The 24,187-nt window shown below is 42.6% G+C and carries 16 protein-coding genes; 3 read left to right on the forward strand and 13 right to left on the reverse strand.

Annotated features, from left to right (window positions below; all coding sequences use genetic code 11):
- Positions 1 to 78: 78 nt before the first annotated feature.
- The 3 genes from fdhD to U2718_RS10415 are packed head-to-tail and all read right to left on the reverse strand — an operon-like array spanning position 79 to position 4,906.
- The gene (gene fdhD / locus U2718_RS10405) at positions 79 to 927 is read right to left on the reverse strand and encodes a formate dehydrogenase accessory sulfurtransferase FdhD (protein ID WP_342003232.1); all 849 of its coding nucleotides are present in this window, start codon (positions 925 to 927) and stop codon (positions 79 to 81) included.
- Entirely contained in the window at positions 924 to 2,630 is a 1,707-nt protein-coding gene (locus tag U2718_RS10410; RefSeq protein ID WP_342003231.1) for a DUF262 domain-containing HNH endonuclease family protein, read from the reverse strand. The genes fdhD and U2718_RS10410 overlap by 4 nt, the downstream gene beginning before the upstream one ends.
- A gap of 29 nt (positions 2,631 to 2,659) precedes the next feature.
- Positions 2,660 to 4,906: an FdhF/YdeP family oxidoreductase gene (locus U2718_RS10415; RefSeq protein WP_342003230.1), complete on the reverse strand. Its 2,247-nt coding sequence runs from the start codon at positions 4,904 to 4,906 to the stop codon at positions 2,660 to 2,662.
- 186 nt (positions 4,907 to 5,092) lie between these two features.
- Between U2718_RS10415 and U2718_RS10420 the strand changes: the two genes are divergently transcribed.
- Positions 5,093 to 6,313, forward strand: coding sequence for an FAD-binding oxidoreductase (locus U2718_RS10420; RefSeq protein ID WP_342003229.1), 1,221 nt, complete (start codon positions 5,093 to 5,095; stop codon positions 6,311 to 6,313).
- Between the two features lie 124 nt (positions 6,314 to 6,437).
- On the opposite strand, the gene glgP is transcribed toward U2718_RS10420, so the two are convergent.
- From glgP to U2718_RS10470, 10 genes are all read right to left on the reverse strand, one after another.
- The gene (glgP, locus tag U2718_RS10425; RefSeq protein WP_342003228.1) at positions 6,438 to 8,645 is read right to left on the reverse strand and encodes an alpha-glucan family phosphorylase; all 2,208 of its coding nucleotides are present in this window, start codon (positions 8,643 to 8,645) and stop codon (positions 6,438 to 6,440) included.
- A gap of 597 nt (positions 8,646 to 9,242) precedes the next feature.
- Positions 9,243 to 10,115 (reverse strand): S-formylglutathione hydrolase, encoded by an 873-nt coding sequence (gene fghA, locus U2718_RS10430; RefSeq protein ID WP_342003227.1) that lies wholly within the window; start codon positions 10,113 to 10,115, stop codon positions 9,243 to 9,245.
- Between the two features lie 19 nt (positions 10,116 to 10,134).
- Positions 10,135 to 12,606, reverse strand: coding sequence for a response regulator (locus U2718_RS10435; RefSeq protein WP_342003226.1), 2,472 nt, complete (start codon positions 12,604 to 12,606; stop codon positions 10,135 to 10,137).
- 119 nt (positions 12,607 to 12,725) lie between these two features.
- Positions 12,726 to 13,184, reverse strand: coding sequence for a response regulator (locus tag U2718_RS10440; protein ID WP_342003225.1), 459 nt, complete (start codon positions 13,182 to 13,184; stop codon positions 12,726 to 12,728).
- Positions 13,181 to 14,794: an ATP-binding protein gene (locus U2718_RS10445; RefSeq protein WP_342003224.1), complete on the reverse strand. Its 1,614-nt coding sequence runs from the start codon at positions 14,792 to 14,794 to the stop codon at positions 13,181 to 13,183. The genes U2718_RS10440 and U2718_RS10445 overlap by 4 nt, the downstream gene beginning before the upstream one ends.
- Positions 14,794 to 16,797 (reverse strand): CHASE3 domain-containing protein, encoded by a 2,004-nt coding sequence (locus U2718_RS10450; protein ID WP_342003223.1) that lies wholly within the window; start codon positions 16,795 to 16,797, stop codon positions 14,794 to 14,796. The genes U2718_RS10445 and U2718_RS10450 overlap by 1 nt, the downstream gene beginning before the upstream one ends.
- A 392-nt stretch (positions 16,798 to 17,189) precedes the next feature.
- On the reverse strand, positions 17,190 to 19,547 hold the full coding sequence (locus U2718_RS10455; protein WP_342003222.1) for a nitric-oxide reductase large subunit: 2,358 nt from the start codon (positions 19,545 to 19,547) through the stop codon (positions 17,190 to 17,192).
- 244 nt (positions 19,548 to 19,791) lie between these two features.
- Positions 19,792 to 20,136, reverse strand: a complete 345-nt coding sequence (locus U2718_RS10460) for a cupin domain-containing protein (protein ID WP_342003221.1) — start codon at positions 20,134 to 20,136, stop codon at positions 19,792 to 19,794.
- A 150-nt stretch (positions 20,137 to 20,286) separates the two neighbouring features.
- Positions 20,287 to 21,063: a class I SAM-dependent methyltransferase gene (locus U2718_RS10465; RefSeq protein ID WP_342003220.1), complete on the reverse strand. Its 777-nt coding sequence runs from the start codon at positions 21,061 to 21,063 to the stop codon at positions 20,287 to 20,289.
- Between the two features lie 111 nt (positions 21,064 to 21,174).
- Positions 21,175 to 21,450, reverse strand: a complete 276-nt coding sequence (locus tag U2718_RS10470; RefSeq protein ID WP_342003219.1) for a hypothetical protein — start codon at positions 21,448 to 21,450, stop codon at positions 21,175 to 21,177.
- Positions 21,451 to 21,906: 456 nt separating this feature from the next.
- On the opposite strand from U2718_RS10470, the gene U2718_RS10475 reads away from it, so the two are divergent.
- Both U2718_RS10475 and U2718_RS10480 read left to right on the forward strand, forming a co-directional pair.
- The gene (locus U2718_RS10475; RefSeq protein ID WP_342003218.1) at positions 21,907 to 23,505 is read left to right on the forward strand and encodes a HAMP domain-containing sensor histidine kinase; all 1,599 of its coding nucleotides are present in this window, start codon (positions 21,907 to 21,909) and stop codon (positions 23,503 to 23,505) included.
- Positions 23,477 to 24,145 carry a response regulator transcription factor gene (locus tag U2718_RS10480; protein WP_342003217.1) on the forward strand — a complete coding sequence of 223 codons (669 nt, stop codon included), beginning with the start codon at positions 23,477 to 23,479 and terminating at the stop codon, positions 24,143 to 24,145. Before U2718_RS10475 ends, U2718_RS10480 begins: the two co-directional genes overlap by 29 nt.
- Positions 24,146 to 24,187 lie beyond the last annotated feature (42 nt).

The following is a 24,187-nucleotide window of genomic DNA, read 5'->3' on the forward strand; positions in this document are numbered from 1 at the left end:
GCTAAATTAACGCCCTCAGGCTAGAAGCCTGGGGCTAAACAAACAAAGCCTGCCTCCGCAGGCTAATAATATGCATCTTCATATTGAAATGGTATTAGTGATTCTCTCTAATCCAGAGTACACGTTAAATCTTTCTCCCCGCAAAAATCCTATTAAGGTAATTCCGAATTCTTCAGCTACAGACACCGCTAAACTACTGGGAGCAGAAACAGCGCACACAATTGGCACTCCAGCAACGGCACACTTTTGGACAATTTCAAAACTAGAGCGTCCGCTAACCATGACAATGCGATCGCCTAACGGCAATTCCTCGGACAATAGAGCCGTACCTATTAGTTTATCAAGGGCGTTGTGACGTCCGACATCCTCCCGCAGCATCAACAATTGTCCTTGGGAGTCAAACAGAGCCGCAGCGTGCAAACCTCCTGTCGCGTTAAATACACCTTGAGCCGCTCGCAGTTTGTCTGGTAGGCTGTAGATAATTTCTGGCGTCACCTTTGGTTCGGGGGGAATAAGCGCACAACCCCGCATACGTAATGCTTCTAAGCTTGCTTTCCCACAAATCCCACAGGCACTCGTAGTGTAAAAATGACGTTCCAAAGGCTTTAAATCTAGTTCTAAATCTGCTTGGAGTTCTACATTGACAATGTTATATAATTGCTCGCCATCTATTTCCGTATCTACGCAGTAGCTCAAGCGTTGAATATCTTGTCGAGAGCTAATTACACCTTCTGTGTAGAGGAAACCAGCAGCAAGTTCAAAATCTGCTCCTGGAGTTCGCATTGTTACAGCTAAAGTCCGACGTGGAGATACAAGACGAATTTCTAACGGTTCCTCTGTAGTGAGATAGTCTCGGCGCGATCGCATTTTGCCATTTTCAAATACCCAAACCCTAGTTTGAGTTTTACTGCCTATAGGTTTGTTCATGGGGAAAGGAAATCTGATTTCCAAATGTGAACTGCACGTTGTGCCAGATTTCTCTGACGTGTAGCGATCGCATCCGGCGTCCACTCTTCAGCCGTAATTCTTCTTGTGAGAGTATAAACACTCTGCTGATATATTTCTTTTTTAGTCTGATAGTTCTTTTGTCCAATGTCCCGATTGAAAGAGGGTTCCAGAAGTGTTAAATTGCCGAGGCGATAAACCATTTCCTCTATTTGAGCATCAGTAAAGATTTGCCGCCAGTCAGTTGTTGGTGCTTCAGGCAAGATATGCTCTATGGAGAAACTATCTTCATCAATTTGTTTGCCACCAGCATCTGCTTCTAATTTACAAAGGATGTACCTAACCAGTTTACGCTTTTGACCTTTTGTAGCGATTGAGAGTAGGGAAAAGTCCTGTTGAAATTTTTCGTCTTTGACATAGACTGGTCTAAGCTTATTAAAAACCTGTCTTGGATTAGTTATGTTTTCATTTGCAATATCGGTTGCAACTTCATTGTAGAATGACTCTAGTTCATTAGGATTTAAGCTGCTAACAATAATATAGCGGAAAGAAATCGTGACTAAAAGTTTGAGCAAGCGAGTAAAATCTTCAGTAGAAAATTTCTGATAAGCAGCAAATAGAGTTGGATAAACCTGCTTGACTCGAAAGAGATTTAACTCTTTAATATATGGTTGATTCTGTGGGGTATCACGCCAGAATTCATCATTTGGATTACCAAGCGCTACAAATAGACCACTAAAATTTTCAAGTTGGTCAAGTAAGTCAAAGGCTTGTATAGTATCTTTAACAGATTCTCGAACTATTTTAAATAAGCGCTCTCGTCGTACTCTCGGATGCTTGAGATTAAGATAATAGCGAAGAAATTCGGGGAACTTCTCCATTTGAACTGTATTGATAATGCGTCTCCATTGACGTTGTGCTTCCTGTAAATCGTCTGGCCCTTGAAAAAGCGAAAATAGGTAATTCTTCAATAAATCGGTGGAAGTTAGCTCTAAACCTCTAGCATTTAATGTCTCGAAAACAGTATAAGCATTGAGTTCATCTTCAACAGTAATTTGGATGAAAAGTAGCCTTTGAGCAACAGTATCTGTTAGAAATGTAGCAAGCTTTTCTCCATCTTGAATAACTTCAGGTAGTTCTTCTAATTGCCTGGATAAGTATTCAAAAGCTTGCCAAAGTAGTTGATTTGATTTCGATAGAGAACGAATGTTTAATGGTTTTCTAAGATTGACTAAATTACTTTGATAAAAATCATTGTTATTTTCATTCAGAATAAGTTTACTAGAATAACGAAGAGAACGTGGATCTCTATCCCCTAAATAAGTACGCTTTAGTATTTCTTGTCGCTCTTTGTTTGCTTCGGGTTCAACCTTTTGCTCTACGAATTGGTAGATTTTTTCAATTACAGCAACGGCAATGATGCTGAGAGTAGCCAATCGCTGCTGACCGTCAATGATTGTAAACTCTTTATCAGTAGTACTAAAGCTTTGCAGAACAATTGCTCCCATATAGTGGCTAACACTAATGTGATTATGCAACATTAAAATATCTTGCCAGAGATCCTCCCAATTCTCCTCCGTCCAGGAATAATCGCGTTGGAAAGGTGGTACCCTATAGATTTTTCCATTACCGATCAAGTCACCGAAGCTAGTTGTATGAGTGTCCAGTAGGTTAATGCGAGCCATAGAAGATTAAGCTATTATTTCTTCGATTTTCAGGACAAGTCTATTTCCTCTGAAACTTTTTCTAACCGCACTACAGCATTGTAATCTGGCACACCTTCACGCGATCGCTTGCTTTTATCTAGCAGTACATTACCTTCAGGCCAGTGAATCTGCAAGTTACCAGGCTGGATCGGTGCAATATAAACTTGTCCGCGATACTCTCCCAACTCATTCTTGAGAATGACTGCATCCCCATTTTTTAATCCCAGCTTGGCGGCATCAGAAGCATTCATTAACACTGCTTCACGCATGGCTCCAGTGATAGCATCCTTGCGTTCTTGCACCATGCTGTTAAACTGCTTACCTCGACGTGTTGCGACTAAAAAACAGCCTGCTGGTAGTTCAATTTGTGGTGGAGACAATACGGCAAAGTGCGCTTTTCCATCGGGTGTGGGGAATTTCCAGCCAAAGCAGAGATGGGAACCCCCATACTGAAATTGATCGCCTGCTGACTGCAAGTGTTGAATCCCCGCGTATTGAGGAACTATTTGGGCAATTTCTTGACGGATGGCTGCTGTATTCTCAAAATATAGAGATGCGGCATACCGTGTCTCTACAACGCGCCTTGCTATTTCCATAAACACTTCCCATTCCGGGCGTGCTTCCCCGATTCTGGCACCAGGAATTTCTGGGCTATAAATTACTCGGCGTTCAGTACTAGTCTCTGTAACTCCACCGAGAATTTCGTAGCGAGTTGTGGCGGGTAACAGCACGACTGTATCACTTGGTTCTACTAGCATTTGGCTGGAAAGGACAATGTCTACATGTACCCGCAAAGGTACGCGCTCAAGGGCTGTTTCCACGTAGTCTGGTTCTGGTAGCACTTCCAAGAAATTGCCCCCGACTGAGAACAAAACATCTAACTGCCTGTTGTACGCAGCATCAATCATTTCTGGAGCAATTAAACCTTTACTTGCAGGCACCTCAAATCCCCACAGTTGGCTCAACTGGGCAGCATTTTCCGGGGTGATGGGCTTGCCACCAGGAAACACTGTTGCATAACATCCCATCTCCGCACCACCCTGTACCCCAGAATGCCCACGAATTGGCATTAAACCGCACCCTTCTCGACCGACAAAACCTTTGGTAAGAGCTAAGTTAATAATGGCGCGAACATTATCTTCGCCGCATTCGTGCTGAGTAATGCCCATACTCCAGACAAACACGGCTTTTTGAGCTTGTCCAACCATTGTGGCAAAGGCGTACATTTCTTCACGCTTACTTCCCGAAAGCTGCTCTAACTCTTCCCATGATTGAGTTTCTAGTCTGGCTTTAAGTTCTGCAAAACCAGTGGTGTAACGGTGAATAAATGACTCGTCTACCCAGCCATTAGCAATCATCTGCTTGATTGTGCCATTTAAAAAGGCAATATCACCACCCATACTGACGAGGAAAAAGTCTTCAGCAAACTTGGTGCCAAATAATGCACTTTCAGGAATCGAAGGCACCCAATAGCGTTCCATTCCTGGCTCGCGATAAGTGTTAATAACTACAATCTTTGTCCCTGCTTTTTTGGCATAGTGAAGATATTTGACAGTGACGGGCTGATTGTTGGCAACATTTGAGCCAATGAAGACTAATAAATCAGTACCGATCCAGTCTTTATAAGAACAGGTTGTAGCGCCCACACCAAGAGCTGCTTTAAGTCCAGCGGTACTGGGAGAATGGCAAATACGGGCGGCATTATCAATATTGTTAGTACCCATCGCCCGCACAGCTTTTTGGGTAGCGTAGTAAGTTTCGTTGACAGTGCCACGACTGGTTATGTAAAAACTAAGACGTTCTGGTGTAGTAGCACGGATGCGCGAAGCTATGACATTTAAAGCTTCATTCCAACTTACTTGTCGAAAACCTTTTTCTCCACGGCGGCGAATCATCGGGTAAGGAAGACGCCCTAAATCTCGTAACTGAGCGCTTTTTTGCTTGTGCAGGTGTTCAACATCTTCTAGCAGTTGGGGATTAAAAGCTGGCATCGTATTCATCCGCAACAGCCGCAGCCGGACATTACACAGATGAATTCCATCTAAAGTCCAATCTTGCATTCCGGTTGTACCTAAAGCGCAACCGTCACAAACTCCCTGATTGAGAATATTCCATGCATAAGGTAGGCGATCGCGTGAAAGCCAAATGGCGCGAAATACTTCCCAGTAGTTATTGGGATACTGTTCCCCGATTCCAAAAGGCTTCCAGCTTGCCCAGTTTGAAGGTGTCCATCTTTTCTTGGGTTTAGGCAGCATAAAGTTGTGTGGGAGCTAACAAACTACCACTTTAAGGCTACCGTTTTGAGTAGAAAATGAGTAGCAAAATTAAAAGTCTGGACACTAAGCACTAATACTAGAAATGCGAAATCAATCACCGATTTGGAGTTCTGAAAAAGTCATACAAAGAGAAAATATATTTTGAGACGTTTCGTAAAATCCTAAATGAAAACTTACGATTGGATCGTTGTTGGTGGTGGCTTTACAGGTGCTGCACTCGCCTACGAACTAGTGAAAAAAGGCTTTTCAGTACTTTTGTTAGAGCAAGACGCTAATTTTCAAAACGCTACTCGTTATAGTTATGGTGGTTTAGCTTTTTGGTCTGGTACTACTTCTGTGACTCGCCAATTGTGCGATGAAGGGATTGCACGTTATCGTATTCTGTCACAAGAATTAAATGCAAATATCGAGTTGCGCGAGTTGGATTTATTATTAACTATTCCCATAGACACCGATCCAAAAACCGCTGCTACGTCTTATGCTCATTTTGCCAACCCTCCCAAATTACTGGGCGTTGACGCAGCCTGTGATATGGAACCGTTATTGAATAGGGAGGCGATCGCTGGTGCTTTAACAGTGAAGCACGGTCATATTAACCCTCAAAAAACTGTACAGGCTTACATTCAAGCTTTTCTGCGTGCTGGAGGTGAAATAGAAATTAGCCAAGTGCTGAAATTGCAAAATAACCCCGCCCCGCCTACGGCACTCCTCCCCGCTTCCGGAGAGGGGTTGGGGGAGGGGTTAAGTGTTGAAACAACCACTACCATCTACCACAGTGCTAATGTTGTTGTCTGCGCTGGTGGGTTTAGTCGAAATTTACTCAAAGCATCTGGTATTTTAATTCCACTATATTTTACTCACGCAGAGGTAATTGAAACTCCACCTATTGAGATGAAATTGCGTACTCTAGTCATGCCAGCTAATCTCCAACGCTTTCAATTAGAAGCTGAATCTAGCAAAATTGATGAAGTATGGAATGAACCAGGAAATGAACCAGTAGCACCGATTTTAGATGCAGGTGCGGTTCAATTTATAGATGGAAGCTTACGCTTGGGACAAATTAGCCGCATCATTACAGATCCCACTGCCAAAGTAGACTCAGGAGAAAGTGAAAGATGGCTAAGACAAAGTATAGGAAAAATCTTACCAGAATTAGCTAATTTACCAGGTACTTGGCATCATTGCTTAGTAGCATTTAGTGGTAATCACCTTCCCCTCATTGGTGCTATTCCTGGATGCCAAGGTATTTATGTATTTTCTGGATTTAGTAATCCTCTGGTAATTGTGCCTCCTTTAGCACAGCGCTTTGCTAATTGGGTATCGGGGCAAGAAGATGAAATTATTAGCCAATTGTACAGCTCTATTCTTGGTGGAGGCGTAGCCTAAATGTCATCTGTTGGTGTCTAAGATGAACATAACTTACGCAAAATCACTCTTTAAGAGGGATTAGTAAGCACAAAAAAGGGCAGGCAAAAACACCTACCCTAAATGCATAAAATTTATCCAACCTTTACACAGAAACTTTCGCTAAAATCGGTGGCACTGCTAGAGCAATTTCTGGTACATACACCTGAGAAACGTAATCAGCAATCATTCTGTCGGTGTTAAATAGAGGTGCATTTGTCTTAATTGATGCCTTCATCATCTGCACCCAACCGTGGGGAATGCCTTTTTCATCTTGATTGTAGTAGAGGGGAACAATTTCCTCTTCTAACAATTGATACAATGATTCCGAATCAATCCGGTCTTGTAATTCTTGATCACTGGTGTGGGCATCTTCACCAATTGCCCAGCCGTTAATACCTTTGCCGTTGGCATCGGCTTGATAGCCTTCGCACCACCAACCATCGAGAACACTGCAATTAATACCACCGTTAAAGCAGACTTTTTGTCCGCTGGTGCCAGATGCTTCAAGGGGACGACGGGGATTGTTTAACCAAACATCAACGCCTTGCACGAGTTTGGTAGCGGTGTAGATGTCGTAGTCTTCGATAAAAGCCACACGGTTGACGATCGCTGGATGTCTGCACCACTCCATCAAGCGTTGAATGATCCGCTTGCCTTCTTCATCGGCGGGATGGGCTTTGCCGGAAAAGACAATTTGGACTGGGCGATCGCTATTGCCAAAAATCCGTAAGGCGCGATCAAGATCTCGCAGTAGCAAATGTCCGCGTTTGTAAGGCGAAAAACGTCTGGCAAATCCGATAGTTAGGGCTTTGGGATCTAGTAGGGTGTTGATGGCTTGAATCCTTTCGTATTCTTCGCCTCGCCCTTCCCTGGCTATTTTCACTTTATGACGGGTATGGGCAACTAGCCTTTCTTTGAGAATTTGATGTCGCCACCACAATTCTGCATTGGGAATATCTTCTACTTTCTCCCACATTTGGGGATCGACAGCACGAGTTTTCCAGTCTGCTCCCAAATACTGATTGTATAAATCTGCCATTAAAGGAGCAGTCCAAGTGGGTGCATGGACGCCATTGGTAATGTAACCAATCGGAACGTTGTCTTCGGAGCGATTTGGATAGAGAACTGTCCACATCTGACGGGAAACTCGTCCGTGCAATTCGCTGACACCGTTGGAAGTACGGCACATCCGCAGTGCTAAAACAGTCATGCCAAAGGGTTCCCAAGGATCGCCAAGTCGGCGTGCGCCCAATGCCAAAAATTGTTGGCGGGAAAGACGCAATTGTGTCCAGTAGTGGGCAAAGAAGGAGTCCATTAAGTCGGGAGAGAAGACGTCATGCCCGGCGGGAACGGGTGTGTGGGTGGTAAATACACACTGCTTGCGGACATCGGCTTCGATATCGTAGAAGGATTTGCCTGTCTGCTCAATTTTTTGGCGAGCAATTTCTAAGGTGCAGAAGGCAGCGTGTCCTTCGTTGAGGTGATAGACGGATGGTTGAATATTTAAAGCGGTAAGGGCGCGAACACCACCAATTCCCAACACAACTTCTTGAGCAATCCGGGTTTCTTGGTTACCACCGTAGAGATGCCCGGTGAGCCAGCGATCAATGGGATCGTTGTCGTGGCGATCGCTATCTAACAAATAAAGCGTGACTCGTCCGACTTTTACTTGCCAAATTTGTACTTTCACCCGGCGCTGGCGAATTTCTAGTTCAATGGTAAGCGCCTCTCCTTGCTCGTCTTTGATTAATTCTAGGGGCATCCGGTGGAAAGGATTGTCTACGTAGTAATCCTCTTGCCAACCACTACGGTTTAAGCGCTGCCGAAAGTAACCTTGGCGATAAAGCAAGCCGATCCCCACCATCGGTACACCTAAATCTGATGCAGATTTGAGGTGATCCCCTGCGAGAATACCTAAACCCCCAGAGTAGACGGGCAGAGATTCATGGATGCCAAATTCAGCGCAGAAGTAAGCGATAGGATGCTCGGATGAAACTTGCGGTGCTACCCGACTCACCCACGTATTTTTCTGCATCATGTATTCGTCAAATTCTTTGCCGAGGGCAGAAATTTGTTTGAGGTAAAACGGATCTTCTGCTAATTGGGTAAGACGTTCGTATGTTGCTGATTCTAATATTGCGACTGGATTGTGTCCGCAGCGCTCCCATTCTTGAGGATCAATGGTTTGGAATAAGGCGATGCGATCGCTCGTCCAAGACCACCAGTAATTGTAAGCTAAATCTGCTAAACGCTGTAGTGGAAAAGGTAATTTTTCACGCAAGCGCAGTGCCGCACTCATGCTTTTAGTCATAATTATTGTTTGTTTAGTGTTGTTAGTTTACTGGCCAAACTCATCATTAGTCCAGCAATTTTTTATCTCTGACTAATGGCGAAGGCTGACTATTATAACGTTATTGGTCACCTAATTCATTTAATCATCATTTCAAGTTGCAACAACTGATTGAGAAGAAGCTTTGGCAATTCTTTGGTTTTTCTTTTTTAACACTAATAACAATCATCCATCTTTTTTTGCAGATTTTACTAACTGTCTTCCTCAAATTTATTGACATTGTTTTACAATATTTTTTATATTATTAACTTTTGTATAAACTATAAAAAATCTTGGCTAAATTCTTTACATTAAAGGAATTATGGGATTTTGTGATTAGACAACCTAAAATAGCTTTGATATAGTTAATAGCCAAAATTAACAGTAAAAATTATGTAGGATGTAGGGTGTGTTACGGCTATAGAAATATTTGGGAGTTTAGGAGAACAAGAAATAGCCGTAACGCACCAAAAAATGTTATAAATCTCTCTTAAGTCATCAACTCATAACACGAACTATCACTCTTGTACTCATGAGAGTAAAGAGCAATTTATAGACTTGATTTTAAACTGCTAAAACTCAAAGCTGATAATTAGAATCTACAGGAGTCGATTGAAGTAAAGCGATCGCATGATGGCGGATATGATCTTCAATAAAAGAGGAGATGAAGTAATAACTGTGGTCATAACCTTCTTGGTAACGCAGATTTAGAGGTTGATTAACTTCTTGGCAAGCTTGTTCAAATACTTCTACAAATAATTGCTCTGCCAAAAATTTATCTGTAGTTCCCTGATCGATCAGAATTGGGCTGTGATAACCAACTTGCTTAATTAATTCACTAGCATCATAAGCACGCCAACTTTCTTGATCTGCACCCAAATAACGGCTGAAAGCCTTCTGTCCCCAAGAACTGCGCATTGGTGCAGCGATAGGTGCAAAGGCTGAAACTGATTTGTATTGCTCTTGATTTCGCATTGCACAGATGAGCGCTCCATGTCCACCCATAGAATGACCGAAAATGCCTTGTCTGTCTAGATTGGCTGGAAAGTTTTCGGCGATCGCAGCGGGTAATTCGTGGACAACATAGCTATACATTTGGTAGTGTGACGCCCACGGTTGAGCAGTAGCATCCACATAAAAGCCAGCACCCGTGCCAAAATCCCATTCATCATCTTCACCTACAATTCCTGTGTTGCGGGGACTAGTATCTGGTACTACCAACATCAAACCATACTTGGCTGCAAAGCGTTGCGCTCCTGCTTTCACCATAAAATTCTCTTCTGTGCAAGTTAAGCCAGAAAGAAAGTAAAGAACTGGCACAGGTTCATAACTTGCTTGCGATGGTTCGTAGACAGCAAAGCGCATTTGTACATTACAGCTAGAAGAGAAATGGCTGTAGAAACCAACTTGACCATTAAAGCATTTATATTTTGAGATGAGATCAATAGACATGATAAAGAAATATCGTCATTCATAATACAAGACTAACTATCACCCCTACCAACTCAGCTGGATCTACTGGTTTGGGTAAATGTATTTGAAAGCCTGCTGCCAGAGCTTGGCGTTTGTCAACTTCTCCTGCGTAAGCTGTTAGTGCGATCGCTGGAATTTCTCCCCCTTGTTGGGGCGATAAACTTCTAATTTGACGGAGTAGCATATAGCCATCAACTTCTGGCATACCAATATCGAATACCAAGACATTCGGTTTTGACTTTACCACAGCTTGCAGCGCTTCTAAAGCCGATGCCACTGCTGTCACTTGTGCTCCATATTCTTCGAGCAAAAAAGTAACTAATTCTCGTGAATCAACATCATCATCTACGACTAAGACTCGAACGCCGCTTAAATCAAGGGACTTCTGAGACTGTTCGCTGTCTTCAGGTGTTTGGGGTTGCACTGTCATGAGTGGCAGCATCACGGTAAAAGTTGCTCCCTGTCCTTGTCCTTGACTTTCTGCCCTCACTGTGCCACCATGCATTTCTACTAGATGTTTAACAATTGCTAGTCCTAGTCCTAGTCCGCCAAATTGTCTGGTAGTTTTGCTATCTGCTTGACGGAAGTAATCAAATACGTAGGGCAAAAAATCTGGATTAATTCCCTGCCCTGTGTCTGCAACGGTGATTTGGGCATAAAGTTGTGACTGGGAAGACGCGGAGACAAACTGACGCGGTGAGTCTAGCACTGCGGGAGGATCTCCCTCCGCAGGTGACTGGCGTAGACGCCCGGTGGGCGGCTTCTCGTAGAGTACCCGTAAGGGTGACGCGGAGCTTTTGTTTACATTCCCCGCATCACCGTGTCCCCACCTCTCCGCGTCTTTTAAGCTTGACAACCTTACCTCAACCCGCCCTCCTTGGGGTGTGAACTTAATGGCGTTGGAGAGTAAATTCCAGACAACCTGCTGTAAGCGGGTTTCGTCTCCCAAAACTAGTCCTATATTTGGTTCAAATACAGTGTGAATTTTAATTGCTTTTGCTTGGGCTGCCAAACGGACTGTATCTAAAGCTGCGGAGATGACGTAAACTAAATCTACAGAGGAAATATTTAAGCTCAATTTACCACGCAGAATCTGAGACACATCCAGCAGATCTTCTATGAGTTGAGCTTGCAGCTTGGCATTACGCTCAATAATTGCTAGAGCTTCCGCTGTTTTAGCTGCGTCTAATTTGCGAGTGCTAAGTAATTTTGTCCAGCCCAAAATCGGATTAAGTGGCGATCGCAACTCGTGAGATAAAATAGCGAGAAATTCGTCTTTAATTCTGTTTGCAGCTTCTGCTTCTGCTCGTGCTGCTTGTTCTCGTTCCAGCAATTTTTCTCGCTCCTGCTCTGAGCGCTTGCGTTCTGTCAAATCAATCACAAAGGTAATGCCATCAGATTGAGAGCCGACTCGAAAAGCACTGCCCATCAAAACGGGAATCTGATGCCCCGCTTTGTGAATGTAATATTTTTCTTTAGGAGTAGAAACTCCATACTGGTTGAGTTCCTCCACTATTTGTTGCTGCACATTTTGGCTTTCAGATGAGGTAATATCTGTCCAACGTAATTTACCTGAGAACATTTCCTCCCGCGTGTAGCCGATAAGTTGCAAGTAGGCGTCATTTGCCTCAGTGATATTACCATTTATATCCCAAAAAGCTATGGCGATCGCATTCGACTCAAACAACCACCGGAAGCGTGCTTCGCTTTCTCGCAATGCTTTTTCTGCTATTTTGCGCTTGGTGATATTCTCCATCAATCCGTCAATTACAGTAGTGCCATCAACGGTGGTAAAAGTCTTACTAATGCGCACCCAAATCACGCTACCATCTGTTCGACGCAATGGCACTTCGCGATCGCGAATATTGCCACCTTGTTTGAGTTGATGCAAAAGTTTAGCATAGTCTTCTGGCTGAAAATAATACTCAAGTGTTTGATTTTCTGGAATTTCGGTTAAAGAATTTAAACCAAGCAAATGCAAAAAAGCAGAATTACCTTCCAGCAAAGCACCATCGGCAGTCAGCCGATAAACTCCCACATCTAATTGATTGAGCAGAGTTTGAAAGCGCACTTCTAGCCCAGCTACTTTGCGTCGAGTTTCAACTCGCTCTAGTGCCAAACGAACAGCCGCAGGTAGGCGCACGTAATGATTTGGAGACTTAATTACGTAATCATCTAGCCCTGATTTCATTGCTTCTACCGCAACTTCCTGTGTGCCGCTGTTGGTAAACATAACAACAGGACAATCGGGGTAAAGATTTTTAACCGCCCGTAGAACTGTCAAGCCATCATTCCATCGTAGTTGGTAGTCGGTGATTGCTAAATCAAATTCTCCTTTTGACAATGCCTGCTCAAAATCTTCTGAGCGAATAATTTGCTGTACTTGAAGTTCAGCAAACTCTTTCTCAAGTGCATGAATCACAAGTAGGCGATCGTGAGGATTATCGTCAATTAGAAGAATGCGTAACATTAGAACTGCTGCAACCAACTATCATTAAGAACTAAATGAGAACTTTGGAAATGAGGGCAGAGGGTAGAAGGTAAAATGCCCTTTCTAAACAGGTTTTAAATGTTGGCTTTTACATTTAATTATGTCCAGTCTAATTGTGGCTTTTCGTTAAAAATTATCCAATGTAGGTTGAGAGCATTAACAATTTCGACTAAGTTATTGAAAGCAACAGGTTTGACTATATAAGCATTTACTCCTAAGTCATAGACTCGATTAATGTCAGCATATTCCCTAGAAGTAGTTAGAACTACCACTGGTAGGCGCTTGAGTATGGGTTGCTGGCGTAACCACATCAAAACTTCAGCTCCAGAGCGGCGAGGAAGCTTCAAATCGAGCAAGACTAAGGCGGGTAAAGGATAATCAATGCGATCCCCATAAGGTTCGCATCCAGACAGGTAAAGTACGGCTGCATCTCCATCATTGACAATTTGCAGGGGATTAGTAATGCCAGCTTTGCGAAAAGCTCTTTGAATCAGGAGAATATCTTTTGGATTATCCTCAACTAGTAAAATTGTATCTTCTGATTTAAAAGTACTCATTCTCCTCCTGTGGCTTCGGGCAGTTCTATCCAAAAGCGGCTTCCCTGCCCTAGCTCTGATTCTACGCCCACTCGACCACCCATACGTTCAACTCCTTTACGCACGATCGCCAAGCCAATCCCAGTACCGGGATAAACTTCACTGCCGTGCAAGCGCTCAAAAACTTTGAAAATCCGCTCAAAATTATCCTCGGCGATGCCAATGCCGTTGTCTTGTATCCAAAGACGCACAAATGGGGAGGAGGGGGAGACGGGGGGATGAGGAGATGGGGAGAAAGAAGGATTCTCTTGTCTCTCACTCTCTGAATTACGAACTTCTTGTGTCCAAATTCGTATTTGAGGTGTTACTCCTGGTGCCACAAATTTGATGGCGTTGGTTAACAAATTAATCACAACTTGCTCTAAGATAATCCGGTTACCTATCACTTCAACTAAAGGCTCTTCTACTTGCACAGTCGCTTGTTGCTGCTGTAATTCTGGTTCTAGCCGTGTCAAGATTTGTGACATAAATAAAGATAAGTTAATTGGTTGCAGCGGCATCTGCGCTCGACTGATTTGGCTGTAGGTGAGCAATTCTTCAGTTAGTCTATCGAGTTGTCGAGCATTTTCAAAAATACGGCGTAGATAGTTTTGACAGATTGGACTTAATTGCTCTGTTTGCCTTTCTAATAAAATTTCGCTGAATCTTTGAATGGCTCGTAATGGAGCGCGAAAGTCATGGGAGACGGAGTAGGCAAATTCTTCCAAATCTTGATTTGCTAATTCTAATTGTCGATTTAGCTCTGCTAAATTCTGGTTTGCTGTTTCTAGTTCCTGCATCCTTTCCCTAACTCGTGCTTCCAAGATTGAAGTTAGTTGACGCAGTTGTGTTTCAGCTTGTTTTCGGTCTGTGATATCTTCGATTAAACCATCGACTACCGTTTCACCATTGATTGTATTAAGGGCTGTACTCAACAAAACCCAAATTGTGGTTCCATCGGTTCGATGTAACTGTAACTCATGCTCATCTTGCTGGGGTGGAGGCAGACTACTCAATTGTAAATAAATTGTCTGCAAATTCAGTAGCTGTACCCTTTGAGCAGTAGCCAATGAATCTACACGGAGTAAGTTAAGAAATGCTCTATTGCACTCTATGATTTCTCCTGCTGAGTTAGCACGAAAAACCCCCACTTTCAACTGATTCAGCAACCCTTGCAGGCGAATTTCTAACAGAGCAATTCGTCGTTGTGTTTCTGCTCTTTCTAAGGCAGCTTTAACGGCAGTCGGCAAACGAAAGTAACGATTTGGTAATTTCAGAACATAGTCATCCAATCCTGTCTTCATCGCTTCTACGGCAATTTCTTCGTTGCCTGTATTTGTAAACATAATTGTTGGGCAGTTAGGATAGCGCCCCTTGATTGTTCGTAAAATTTCTAAACCGTTGCTCCAACCAAGCTGGTAGTCGGTAATCACTAAGTCAAATTTGCCTGCTGCTACTGCTTGAGCAAACCCCGCAGCTTCTTTAATCTCCTGCAATTGAAGTTGAGGAAATTCTCGTCTCAATTCTCTAATGACTAAAGCGCGATCGCCTGGATTGTCATCAATAATTAAAAAACGCAGTATTTTATTCATTATGCTGTGGCGTTGTGATTGAGAACAGCTTTTGGCAGAGCAATCCAGAAGCTAGTACCTGTTCCCAGTTGTGATTCCACGCCAGAGGAACCGCCCATCCGCTCTAAGCCTTTGCGGACAATGGCTAAACCAATACCCGTTCCCGGATAGGTTTCTACACCATGCAGTCGCTCAAAGACACGGAAAATCCGCTCCTGATGTTCTGACGCAATGCCGATGCCGTTGTCTACAACCCATAACCGTATCCAATTTTGTCCTTCCTGAATATACTCCTGAGTGTATATATGTACCGAAGGTAATGTACCTGGATTCACAAATTTGATTGCATTGCTTAACAAGTTTGTAAGAACTTGTACTAGCGTGGAACGGTGAGCCAATACATATCCCAAACAAGCGTCAACAGTGACTTCGGCTTGTTGTTCCTGGAGTTGGGCGCTCAATTGCTTGAGTGCTTCGTTAACTACGAGGTTTAAATCAACAGGTTGAATTTGGATTTGTGTACGACTCAGATGACTGTATGCCAATAAATCAGTAACAAGAGTGTCCATTTGGACTGCATCATCAGTAATATAGCTGATATATTCTTGCCCAACCGCATCTAATTGATCGCTGTATTCTTCTTGCAATGCTTGAGCAAAACCTTGTATTGTGCGTAGCGGTGCTCGCAAGTCGTGAGAAACGGAGTAGCTAAAAGCTTCTAGTTCCTGATTTGCTTCTTGTAACTGTGTAGTTCGCTCTTGCACGCGCTGCTCTAGTTCTTCGGCATAATTCTGGAGTTGTTCGCGTAATTGGGATTGTTGGATCGCGATCGCCAGTTGGGTTGCCACTTCACTAACAATCTGTTGAGTTTCAAGATTAAAAGCCTCGGCTTGAGTGCCAGCAAGAGTCAGTTCACCAATTAAAGTTTCCTCAACTTGCATAGAAATTGTCAGACAGCTATGCAGCCCTGCTGCTAGCAATTGTTCTAAAATTGGCGAACGTTGCTCTAACTTAGAAATATCTTGAATCAAACGAACCTGTCTTTGCTGTGTAACTTCTATTGGAAACTTTGTTTCCCGTTCCCTTTTCCCTGTTCCCTGTTGCAAATCTTCAATTGGAAAAGTTGTATTTTCAAAAGGCTGTAAACCTGGATCGCTGCTGTCTGCAATTAACCCAGTTGTTCCAGTCTCAAAATTAAACAAAACTAAAAATGCTCGTTGACAATTCACAAGTTGACGCAATCTTCCTAAAGCATCCCGTACTATGGTGAAATTAGACTCAGCAGCCAAAATTGCCCTGTCAATTTTATGCAAATCAGCAAGACGTTGAGCAGAGCGCTGGGCATTTTCTGTTTGCTTAATTGAAGTTTTGAGGGCATTCTCGTAACTTTGCGACACTTTAAACAGTTGTCGGCGGATGAAGTAGGCAAGAATAGCTCCAATTCCTAGTGCCAAAATTACGCTAGTTGCACTCACCTGTCGAGTTGTACGACGAACCACTTGGCTGCGACGGTTTCGCAGTTGTTCTTCTGTGGCAATAAAAGCCGCAATTTGGCTACGTATTGCGTCCATTTTCTGTTTGCGAACTTTGAAAGCCGATAAAGGTTCAGCCTCACCTCTGTTTTTGCGCTCAATCGCCTGAGAAATCAGCTTTTGCCACTCCTGATACTGTAACTGGAGTTGATTGACGCGTTCAACCTGACTGGGATTATCTGAGACTAAATGGTTTAATTCCCTAAAAGCAGCATTGATTACCAAGCGAGCTTCTTGGTAAGGCTCAAGAAATTCTTCCTCTCCCGTGAGTAAGTAGCCGCGTGATCCTGATTGCAAATCTAACAACAGTTTTTGGGTGCGGTAGGTTTGAGTTATTACCCAATCTGTATGCTCTACCCACTGCATCGCTGACAATAAGCGGTTAATTTGCCACAGCGAAACCCCAGACAACAGCAATAGCAGAACGGTGGGCAGGGCGATCGCGCTTATTAGTCGGCGTCGAAATATGTTTCGAGTAATTTGCAGCAACATACTATTATGCTAAATGTTCGGCGTGACAATTTGAGCCTCTCTATAAAAGATCCCCGACTTCTTAAAACAAGTCGGGATCTGAAAAGGAGGGCATTGCCAAAAACAGTCGCTAGCAGCCTTATTTTTGTCAGCCGATGCATTAACAATGCAAGTCAATGTATTAACAATCCGAACCAATGCATTAACAATGCGAGTCGATGCATTAACAATGCAAGTCGATGTATTAACAATGCGAACCAATGCATTAACAATGCAAGTCAATGTATTAACAATACGAGTTGATGCATTAATAATCCGAACCAATGCATTAACAATGCAGGAGGTTGTTTTTATATGGCAACATTGTTCAGTACCATTCTCAATCACAATTCTCTAAAATTGTAATACCATTTCTACACATCAATCTCCGCGTCTCGTTGTCTGAGCGTCCCCGCGTCATTACTAGCACCAACAGCAACAAGCAATTCTGTGTGTCTTGGCTTCACCGGAAAGCGGAAAACAGCAATAATAGCCCTGACTGTGAAGGCAAACATCGCGATCGCACCAATGGCAAAAATGATATCACCGGGAATTCGTAACCACACAGTCCATTTCATCCAAGGGCTGCTAATTACTTCTGCACTACGGGCAAACCAAGTACCATGATTAATCGACACAGCTAGTTGATAGAAGCCATTGGGAATTAACCCCAAAACAAGCATTCCGACTAAACCACCATTAATCATCCAAAACGAAAAGCGCAGTAACCGCTCATTCCAAGTATTCTCTGGCACAAATTCTCGCAAAGCAAACAGCATTAGCGCCAATGCTAAACAACCATAAACTCCAAACAAAGCTGCATGAGCGTGAATAGGAGTGGTATTTAAACCCTGCGAATAGTACAGAATAATCGGAGGATTAATTAAGAAACCAAATACACCTGCACCAACTAAATTCCAAAAACAGGTAGCGATAAAAAAGCGTAAAGGCCACCGATAAAATCCTTCTGCTTCTTGAGATAATTTTAGTGTTTTTAAGACTTCAAATCCAATTAGCGTTAAAGGCACTACTTCCAAAGCTGAAAATACTGCTCCGATTGCGGCAATAAATGACGGTGTACCGGAAAAATATAAATGGTGTAATGTACCAACCACACCGCTACCTAAATACAGAATTGTGGTGAGGTAAGTTGCACGCAAAGCCGAAGATTTTTTTAAGAAACCTAATTCACTACACAAATAAGCAATCACAACAGTAGCAAATACCTCAAAGAAACCTTCCACCCACAGATGAACTACCCACCAACGCCAATATTCAGCAATACTTAAAGGAGTGTGATTGGTATATGCCAAACCCACTGAATAAAACAGAGGAATTGTAATTGCACTATAGAGGAAAAAGTGACTCAAACCAGTGGGGTTTTTCTCTTTTTTCAAAGCTGGTTTGAAAGCACGATACATCAACCAGAGCCAAAATATCATGCCGCCAATTAATAACAATTGCCAAACTCTTCCTAACTCGATATATTCATAACCTTGGTGTCCCCAAAGAAAGCTATTTTTTATATCTAAAACTCCCGTTACCGCCTGCCAAGTACCAATCATAGAACCGACAACAACAAGGGCTAAGGCACCCAGAAGCACGGTATTACCAAGGGCTTGAAATTTTGGTTCAATGCCGCCAAAACGCGGAGCAAAATAAAGTCCAGCCGCTAACCAACAAGTAGCAATCCAAAAGACAGCTAGTTGTAAATGCCAAGTACGAGAAGCGGCGTAAGGCAAGAAATTAATTAGAGGAATTCCGTAAAATCCTTCTCCTTCTACAGCATAATGAGCTGTGAACATTCCCATAATAATTTGCACTAAAAACATGGTGATCGCAACGCCAAAAAAGAGCGAAGTGACTTTTTGAGAAGGGGTAGGAATTCGTACTGCTGGACGTGCTGGTACTGGTTGAACTTCGTCAGTTTCTTCTTGAGTTAAGTAGACGAATAAAAATACACCAATTCCTGCAATTAAAGTAACGACTGAGACGATTGACCAAATAATAAATTGTCCTGGTGCCTGATTGCCAATTAAGTCATCATGGGGCCAATTTGCAGTATAAGAAAATGGGGCATTTGGTCGATTGACTGCTGCTGCCCAAGCTGTCCAAGTGAAAAAGGATGTGACATTGCGAATTTGGGTATTATCTTTAAACCAACCATCAGGAATTGAGTGAATTGCAGAGCCGTGAGCTAACAGTTTTTGATAGTCTTGAAAGACTTTTTTTAAACCTTCAGTTTGGGCATTTGTCAGGATTAATTCGTGGGTTTCAGTATTGTAGCGATTGGTTTTAAATTCTTGGCTGACTTGTGCTTGTAAACTTGCTTTTTTGGCGACTGGTAAAGCTTCTAAATCAGCTTGAGTAAAATCAGGATTATCATTGTATAAAACCCCAGCAGTGGCTAAACCCCAACGATGAAGTACATCAGCAGTCCAATCTGGTGCAAGATAGCTACCATGTCCCCAAATACTACCAATATGTTGCCCGCCACGAGCTAAATAGGTTTCTTGCCCGGCTTGAATTTCTGCTTTAGTAAGGATGATTTCTTGTTGTTGAGAACGCACTATTTCTGGTACAGGTGGAGCATTTTTCCAAATCGCAGCTCCCGCTAATAATAAAGCTGTAAAAGCAATAATGCAGATGAGTACTAACCAGGCAGGTAAACTAAGCGATCGCCTTCTTGGAGAGATTCCTATATCAGCATCAACTAAAGTAGTATTAGTCATAGCCAAACCTCCAAAAATTGTAGATTGATTCTAGAAATATTGTTCAATAATTATGAATTTAGTACAAAGTTTGTTGCCTTTTTTATTTGTTTTCACCCTTTCTTTAACTGCATTCTCATTCCCTTGTATTAAGTAGAAGGACTGAATTAAATAAAGGGCTTTAGCTCTTCAAACCCCTGTTAATAGTGATAAATCGCTTACTACGAACAAAACTCTCATCTTACATTTAATTATGTCTACCTACTTATTTCTGAGCAGGATTGTCTGATAGCGTTAACAAAAACGCTAAATTCTCTTCTGCTTTTAAAGCGTGAGGAGCATGAGCAGGCATAAAGACAAAAATGCCTGGTTCTAAGATAATTTCTTCTCCTAATAATGTGAGTAAACCTCGTCCTTCAATGACATTAATAGTGGCATTACGAGTAGAAGTATGCTCAGAAATCTCAGTGTTAGCCGCCAAACAAAAAAGGGTGTATTGACAAACTTTATCCTTCAATAATATTTTGCTGAGTACTCCAACACGTGGATATTCAATTTCTGCTCGCAATTGTTTGACACAAGATGAATTATTTGCGAATGTGGTAGTCATGGTTTTTTGAATGTTTCTAGTAATAAGTAAAAGGCAGAGAGCAGAAGGGATAAATTAGTAATGCTTAGACTCGCATTTCATGATTGGTAATCATCGCTTTTGATGTTGAAAGCGTTTTTTCCCAGTCCCCAATCACTAATACCCAGTACCCTAATCCACGACGGCACAGAAAATTATGTAGCCTAATTCCTGATGATATTTTTGGAAGACTCGACGCATTTCTAGAACTCGTTCGCGGATAGATTTATTCGTCAAGATATTCCATAAAATCTGCATCGTATGAGATATACCTTCATCCTCCAACATTTTTCTCAAATTCAATAAAGCCATTGCTCCAGTTTGCTGCTTTTGTACTTTTAATTCAGCTGTAGCACAAGCATTAATCCAGTTAGTTTCTGATAGCGGTGTAGAATTTACTTTAATTACCTTTGCTAACTCAGCATGAATTTCTGCTTCTTTGTTGCGGGCTAATAATTCATGACAAAGAAATTTTCCACCAGGTTTAAGTTTATTGTGAATTCCTGTTAAAATTTTGATTTTGCCTGGCGGAGATTGCATTGTGAGAATTGCTTCTGCCACAACATAATCAAACTTGCCTGGTATAGCTTCTAGATGGAAAATATCACCTTCAATTATTTCGACTTGGTTTTCTAAACCAGCAGCGCAAATGCTAGCACGCGCCCGTGCTACACTCTCAGGATTTTTTTCTACACCTACAACTTTGACATTGTAGCGTTTGGCGAGAGCGATCGCACTGTAACCAAAGCTGGATGCAAGTTCTAAAACAGTTTCCCCTGGCTGAAAATTAGCCCACTTAAATAATTGCTCAGTCGCTTGTCTGCCACCTGGACGCAGATATCTTTTACCTGCTGCTGCTAAAATTTGGTGTCCAGGGGCTGTTTGATAGTTAAGAGTAGCATTAGTCATTTCTGGTGTTCCCCTAAACTGATGCTATCCCTAGTGTGCCAATAATTGATCTTGTCGTCTTTGAGGTAGCTCAAAGAGAGACTAGTTTGAGAAAAAGCTAAACTAATTCGTTTAAGATGCAAACAAAAACAAGGCAATTATCAGTAAACTCACCATCAAAGCAAAGATAATCGCATTTTCCATTCTTCTGCTCACAACACCTATAAGTATCACAAGGCTGAGTATCAGGAAAATCACACCAACATAATCAGTGGTTTCCCAACCTGTGGCAATTAATGAGTCTTCCATGAGCGAGTTCTGATCCGGAGTTACGGTAGGTTGCTGCACCTCCAGAAGTGGTAATAAATTTATGTAAATCAATGATACAGAGTTAGTTTTTATAGTCACTATTTATTTATTGATGTTGAAGTGACAATATAGGAATCCGGTTTGATTACTGAAAAAATTAAGCATTTGCAGGGGAGGCAGTTTGCAGTGTAGATTTTCTTCCCGCAAAACTGCCGTTGTGTTACGCTCGGCGATCACACACCCTACGTATTTTTCAAAAATCAAATATGAGTTCCATATCTCCGTAATTGTATAACTGTGTCAAACTATTAATCAAATATCCAAAGTTAGATTGTGATTACTGCTCTTGCTTCTATTGCGCATTCACTATCTGTAGTTCCTGCTTTTAAGTATGGGTAAGCAGTGTACACAGCAAATTTAGTAAATAACTCATATTTATACGTAAAGAGATTCCTTCCGCACTCTGCCTTCTTAAGGCTATTCCCTCGCACAGATAACATGGATCTAATGGAGCCAAGAGTGAAATAATTGAGCATCTATCGGGGAGGGCAACAAATGAGCAGTGCAACAACTGATCGCACATCTAGCATCAAAATACCCAAGCCGTTTTCAGGTTGGCAGCAATTATTCAAAGAAGCACGTACCCGGATTTTGCTCTGGTATTTGCTAATTTTGGGAGTAACCTTTCTGATCGCCATTCCTGCATTTCGCTATCGGCTCTACCAGCGGATTGATGAGCGTGTTCGTCAGGATATGGTGGAAGATATGGCAGCCTTTAAGGCATTGATGAATGCTCAAACAGATGTTACCAAAGATGTGATCGACGACGAGCCAGAAGAAATTGCTTTCGAGTCAGAGAACTTGAGCCAGCTACTTACCGAAAAAAAACAGATTGCTCCGCCAACCTCAAAAGAAGATTTAAAGCTGCTTTTCAAAACTTTTTTGCGGAATCGACTATCAGAGGATGAATCCTATTTCATCACATTTATTGATGGTGAATTCTACAAATCTAGTCCCAGAGCTCGCCCTAAACAGCTTGCAGAGAACTCACAGCTAATGCGAAAGTGGGCAAAACAAACCCAACCAGAAGAAGGAGAAAAAGAATTTTCCGATCTGAATACTGGCAAAATTCTTTACATGGTGCAACCAATTGAAATTAATGATAAAACGCGGGGAGTTTTTGTTGTTGCCCACAGTGCAGCCGGTGAGCGAGCAGAAGCTCTAGAATCTGTCTCTGCGGTGATTGAGGTTTCCAGCCTAGTGTTTGTCGTGTCTTCAATTCTTGCTTGGTTGGCAGGAGGACGGGTATTGGCTCCCTTACGAGTAATTACCAGTACTGCTCATGCTATTAGTGAAACAGATTTAACTCAGCGCTTACCCGTGCAAGGAAAAGGAGAACTAGCAGAACTGGCAATGACATTTAACGAAATGATGGACAGGTTAGAAGCTGCTTTTGCTAGCCAACGTGAATTTGTCAACGATGCTGGACATGAACTCCGGACTCCGATTACCATCATTCGAGGACATCTGGAACTGATGGGAGATGATCCCCAAGAGCAACAAGAAACGCTGGCACTGGTGATGGGAGAACTAGACAGAATGAGCCGTCTAGTAGATGATATGATTTTGCTGGCAAAGGCAGAACGCTTGGACTTTTTGCAACTAACAAAGGTAAATGTTGCAGAATTAACGCAAGAATTATTTACCAAAGCTATGGCATTGGCAGGGCGAGACTGGCAATTAGATGCTGTGGCAAAGGGACAAATTATCATTGATCGCCAAAGAATTACTGAGGCTGTAATGAACTTAGCTCAAAATGCTACTCAGCATACAGTAGAGAGTGATACTATTTCTATTGGTTCTGCGATCGCCAAAGGCAAGGTGCGGTTCTGGGTACGCGATACAGGCGAAGGTATCCCCCTTGTTGATCAAAAACGTATTTTTGAACGCTTTGCCCGCTCTTCCAACAGTCGTCGCCGTTCTGAGGGTGCGGGGCTGGGGCTGGCAATTGTGCGAGCAATCGCTGAGGCTCACGGTGGTCAAGTGTTACTTCGGAGTAAGCTAGGAACAGGTTCGATGTTTACTATAGTCTTACCGCTCGATCCCCCACAGGAGATGAGTGCATATGCCCAACATTCTAATCGCCGAAGATGAACCCCGGATTGCTTCCTTTATCGAGAAAGGATTGCGATCGCAAGGTTTTACCACCACAATTGTTGCCGATGGACTGCACATAGTTGACGTAGCGCAGAGTGGAACTTTTGATTTACTCATATTGGATCTGGGATTACCCGGCAAAGACGGATTTCAAGTGCTGGAAGAATTACGCGGACAAGGAGAAGATTTGCCTGTGATTATCCTCTCTGCCCGCAGTGACATTCACGACAAAGTTGCTGGGCTAGAGGGGGGTGCAGATGATTATATTACTAAACCCTTCCGATTTGAAGAACTACTGGCGCGGATACGAGTGCGCTTGCGAAATATAAAACCCATAACAAATCCAGAAGATTTTGTTCTCAAAGCTGGTACCATCTCCCTTGATCTGCGCACTCGACTCGTAAAAGTAGGCGATCGCTCAGTTGAGTTGCCTTCCCGCGAATTTGCAATGGCAGAAATGTTTTGCCGTCACCCAGGGCAAGTCATCAGCCGAGAACAACTACTAGATTACGTTTGGGGTTATGACTATAACCCAGGTTCTAATATTGTCGATGTTTATGTCGGTTATTTGCGCAAGAAATTAGGCAGCAACTTGATTGAAACGGTGAGAGGAATGGGTTATCGTTTACGCACATAAGTAATTATACTCATGATTACTTTCCCTGGTGAAATCAAAATT

This window comes from Chlorogloeopsis sp. ULAP02, from assembly GCF_038404745.2.
Taxonomy (GTDB): Bacteria; Cyanobacteriota; Cyanobacteriia; order Cyanobacteriales; family Nostocaceae; genus Chlorogloeopsis.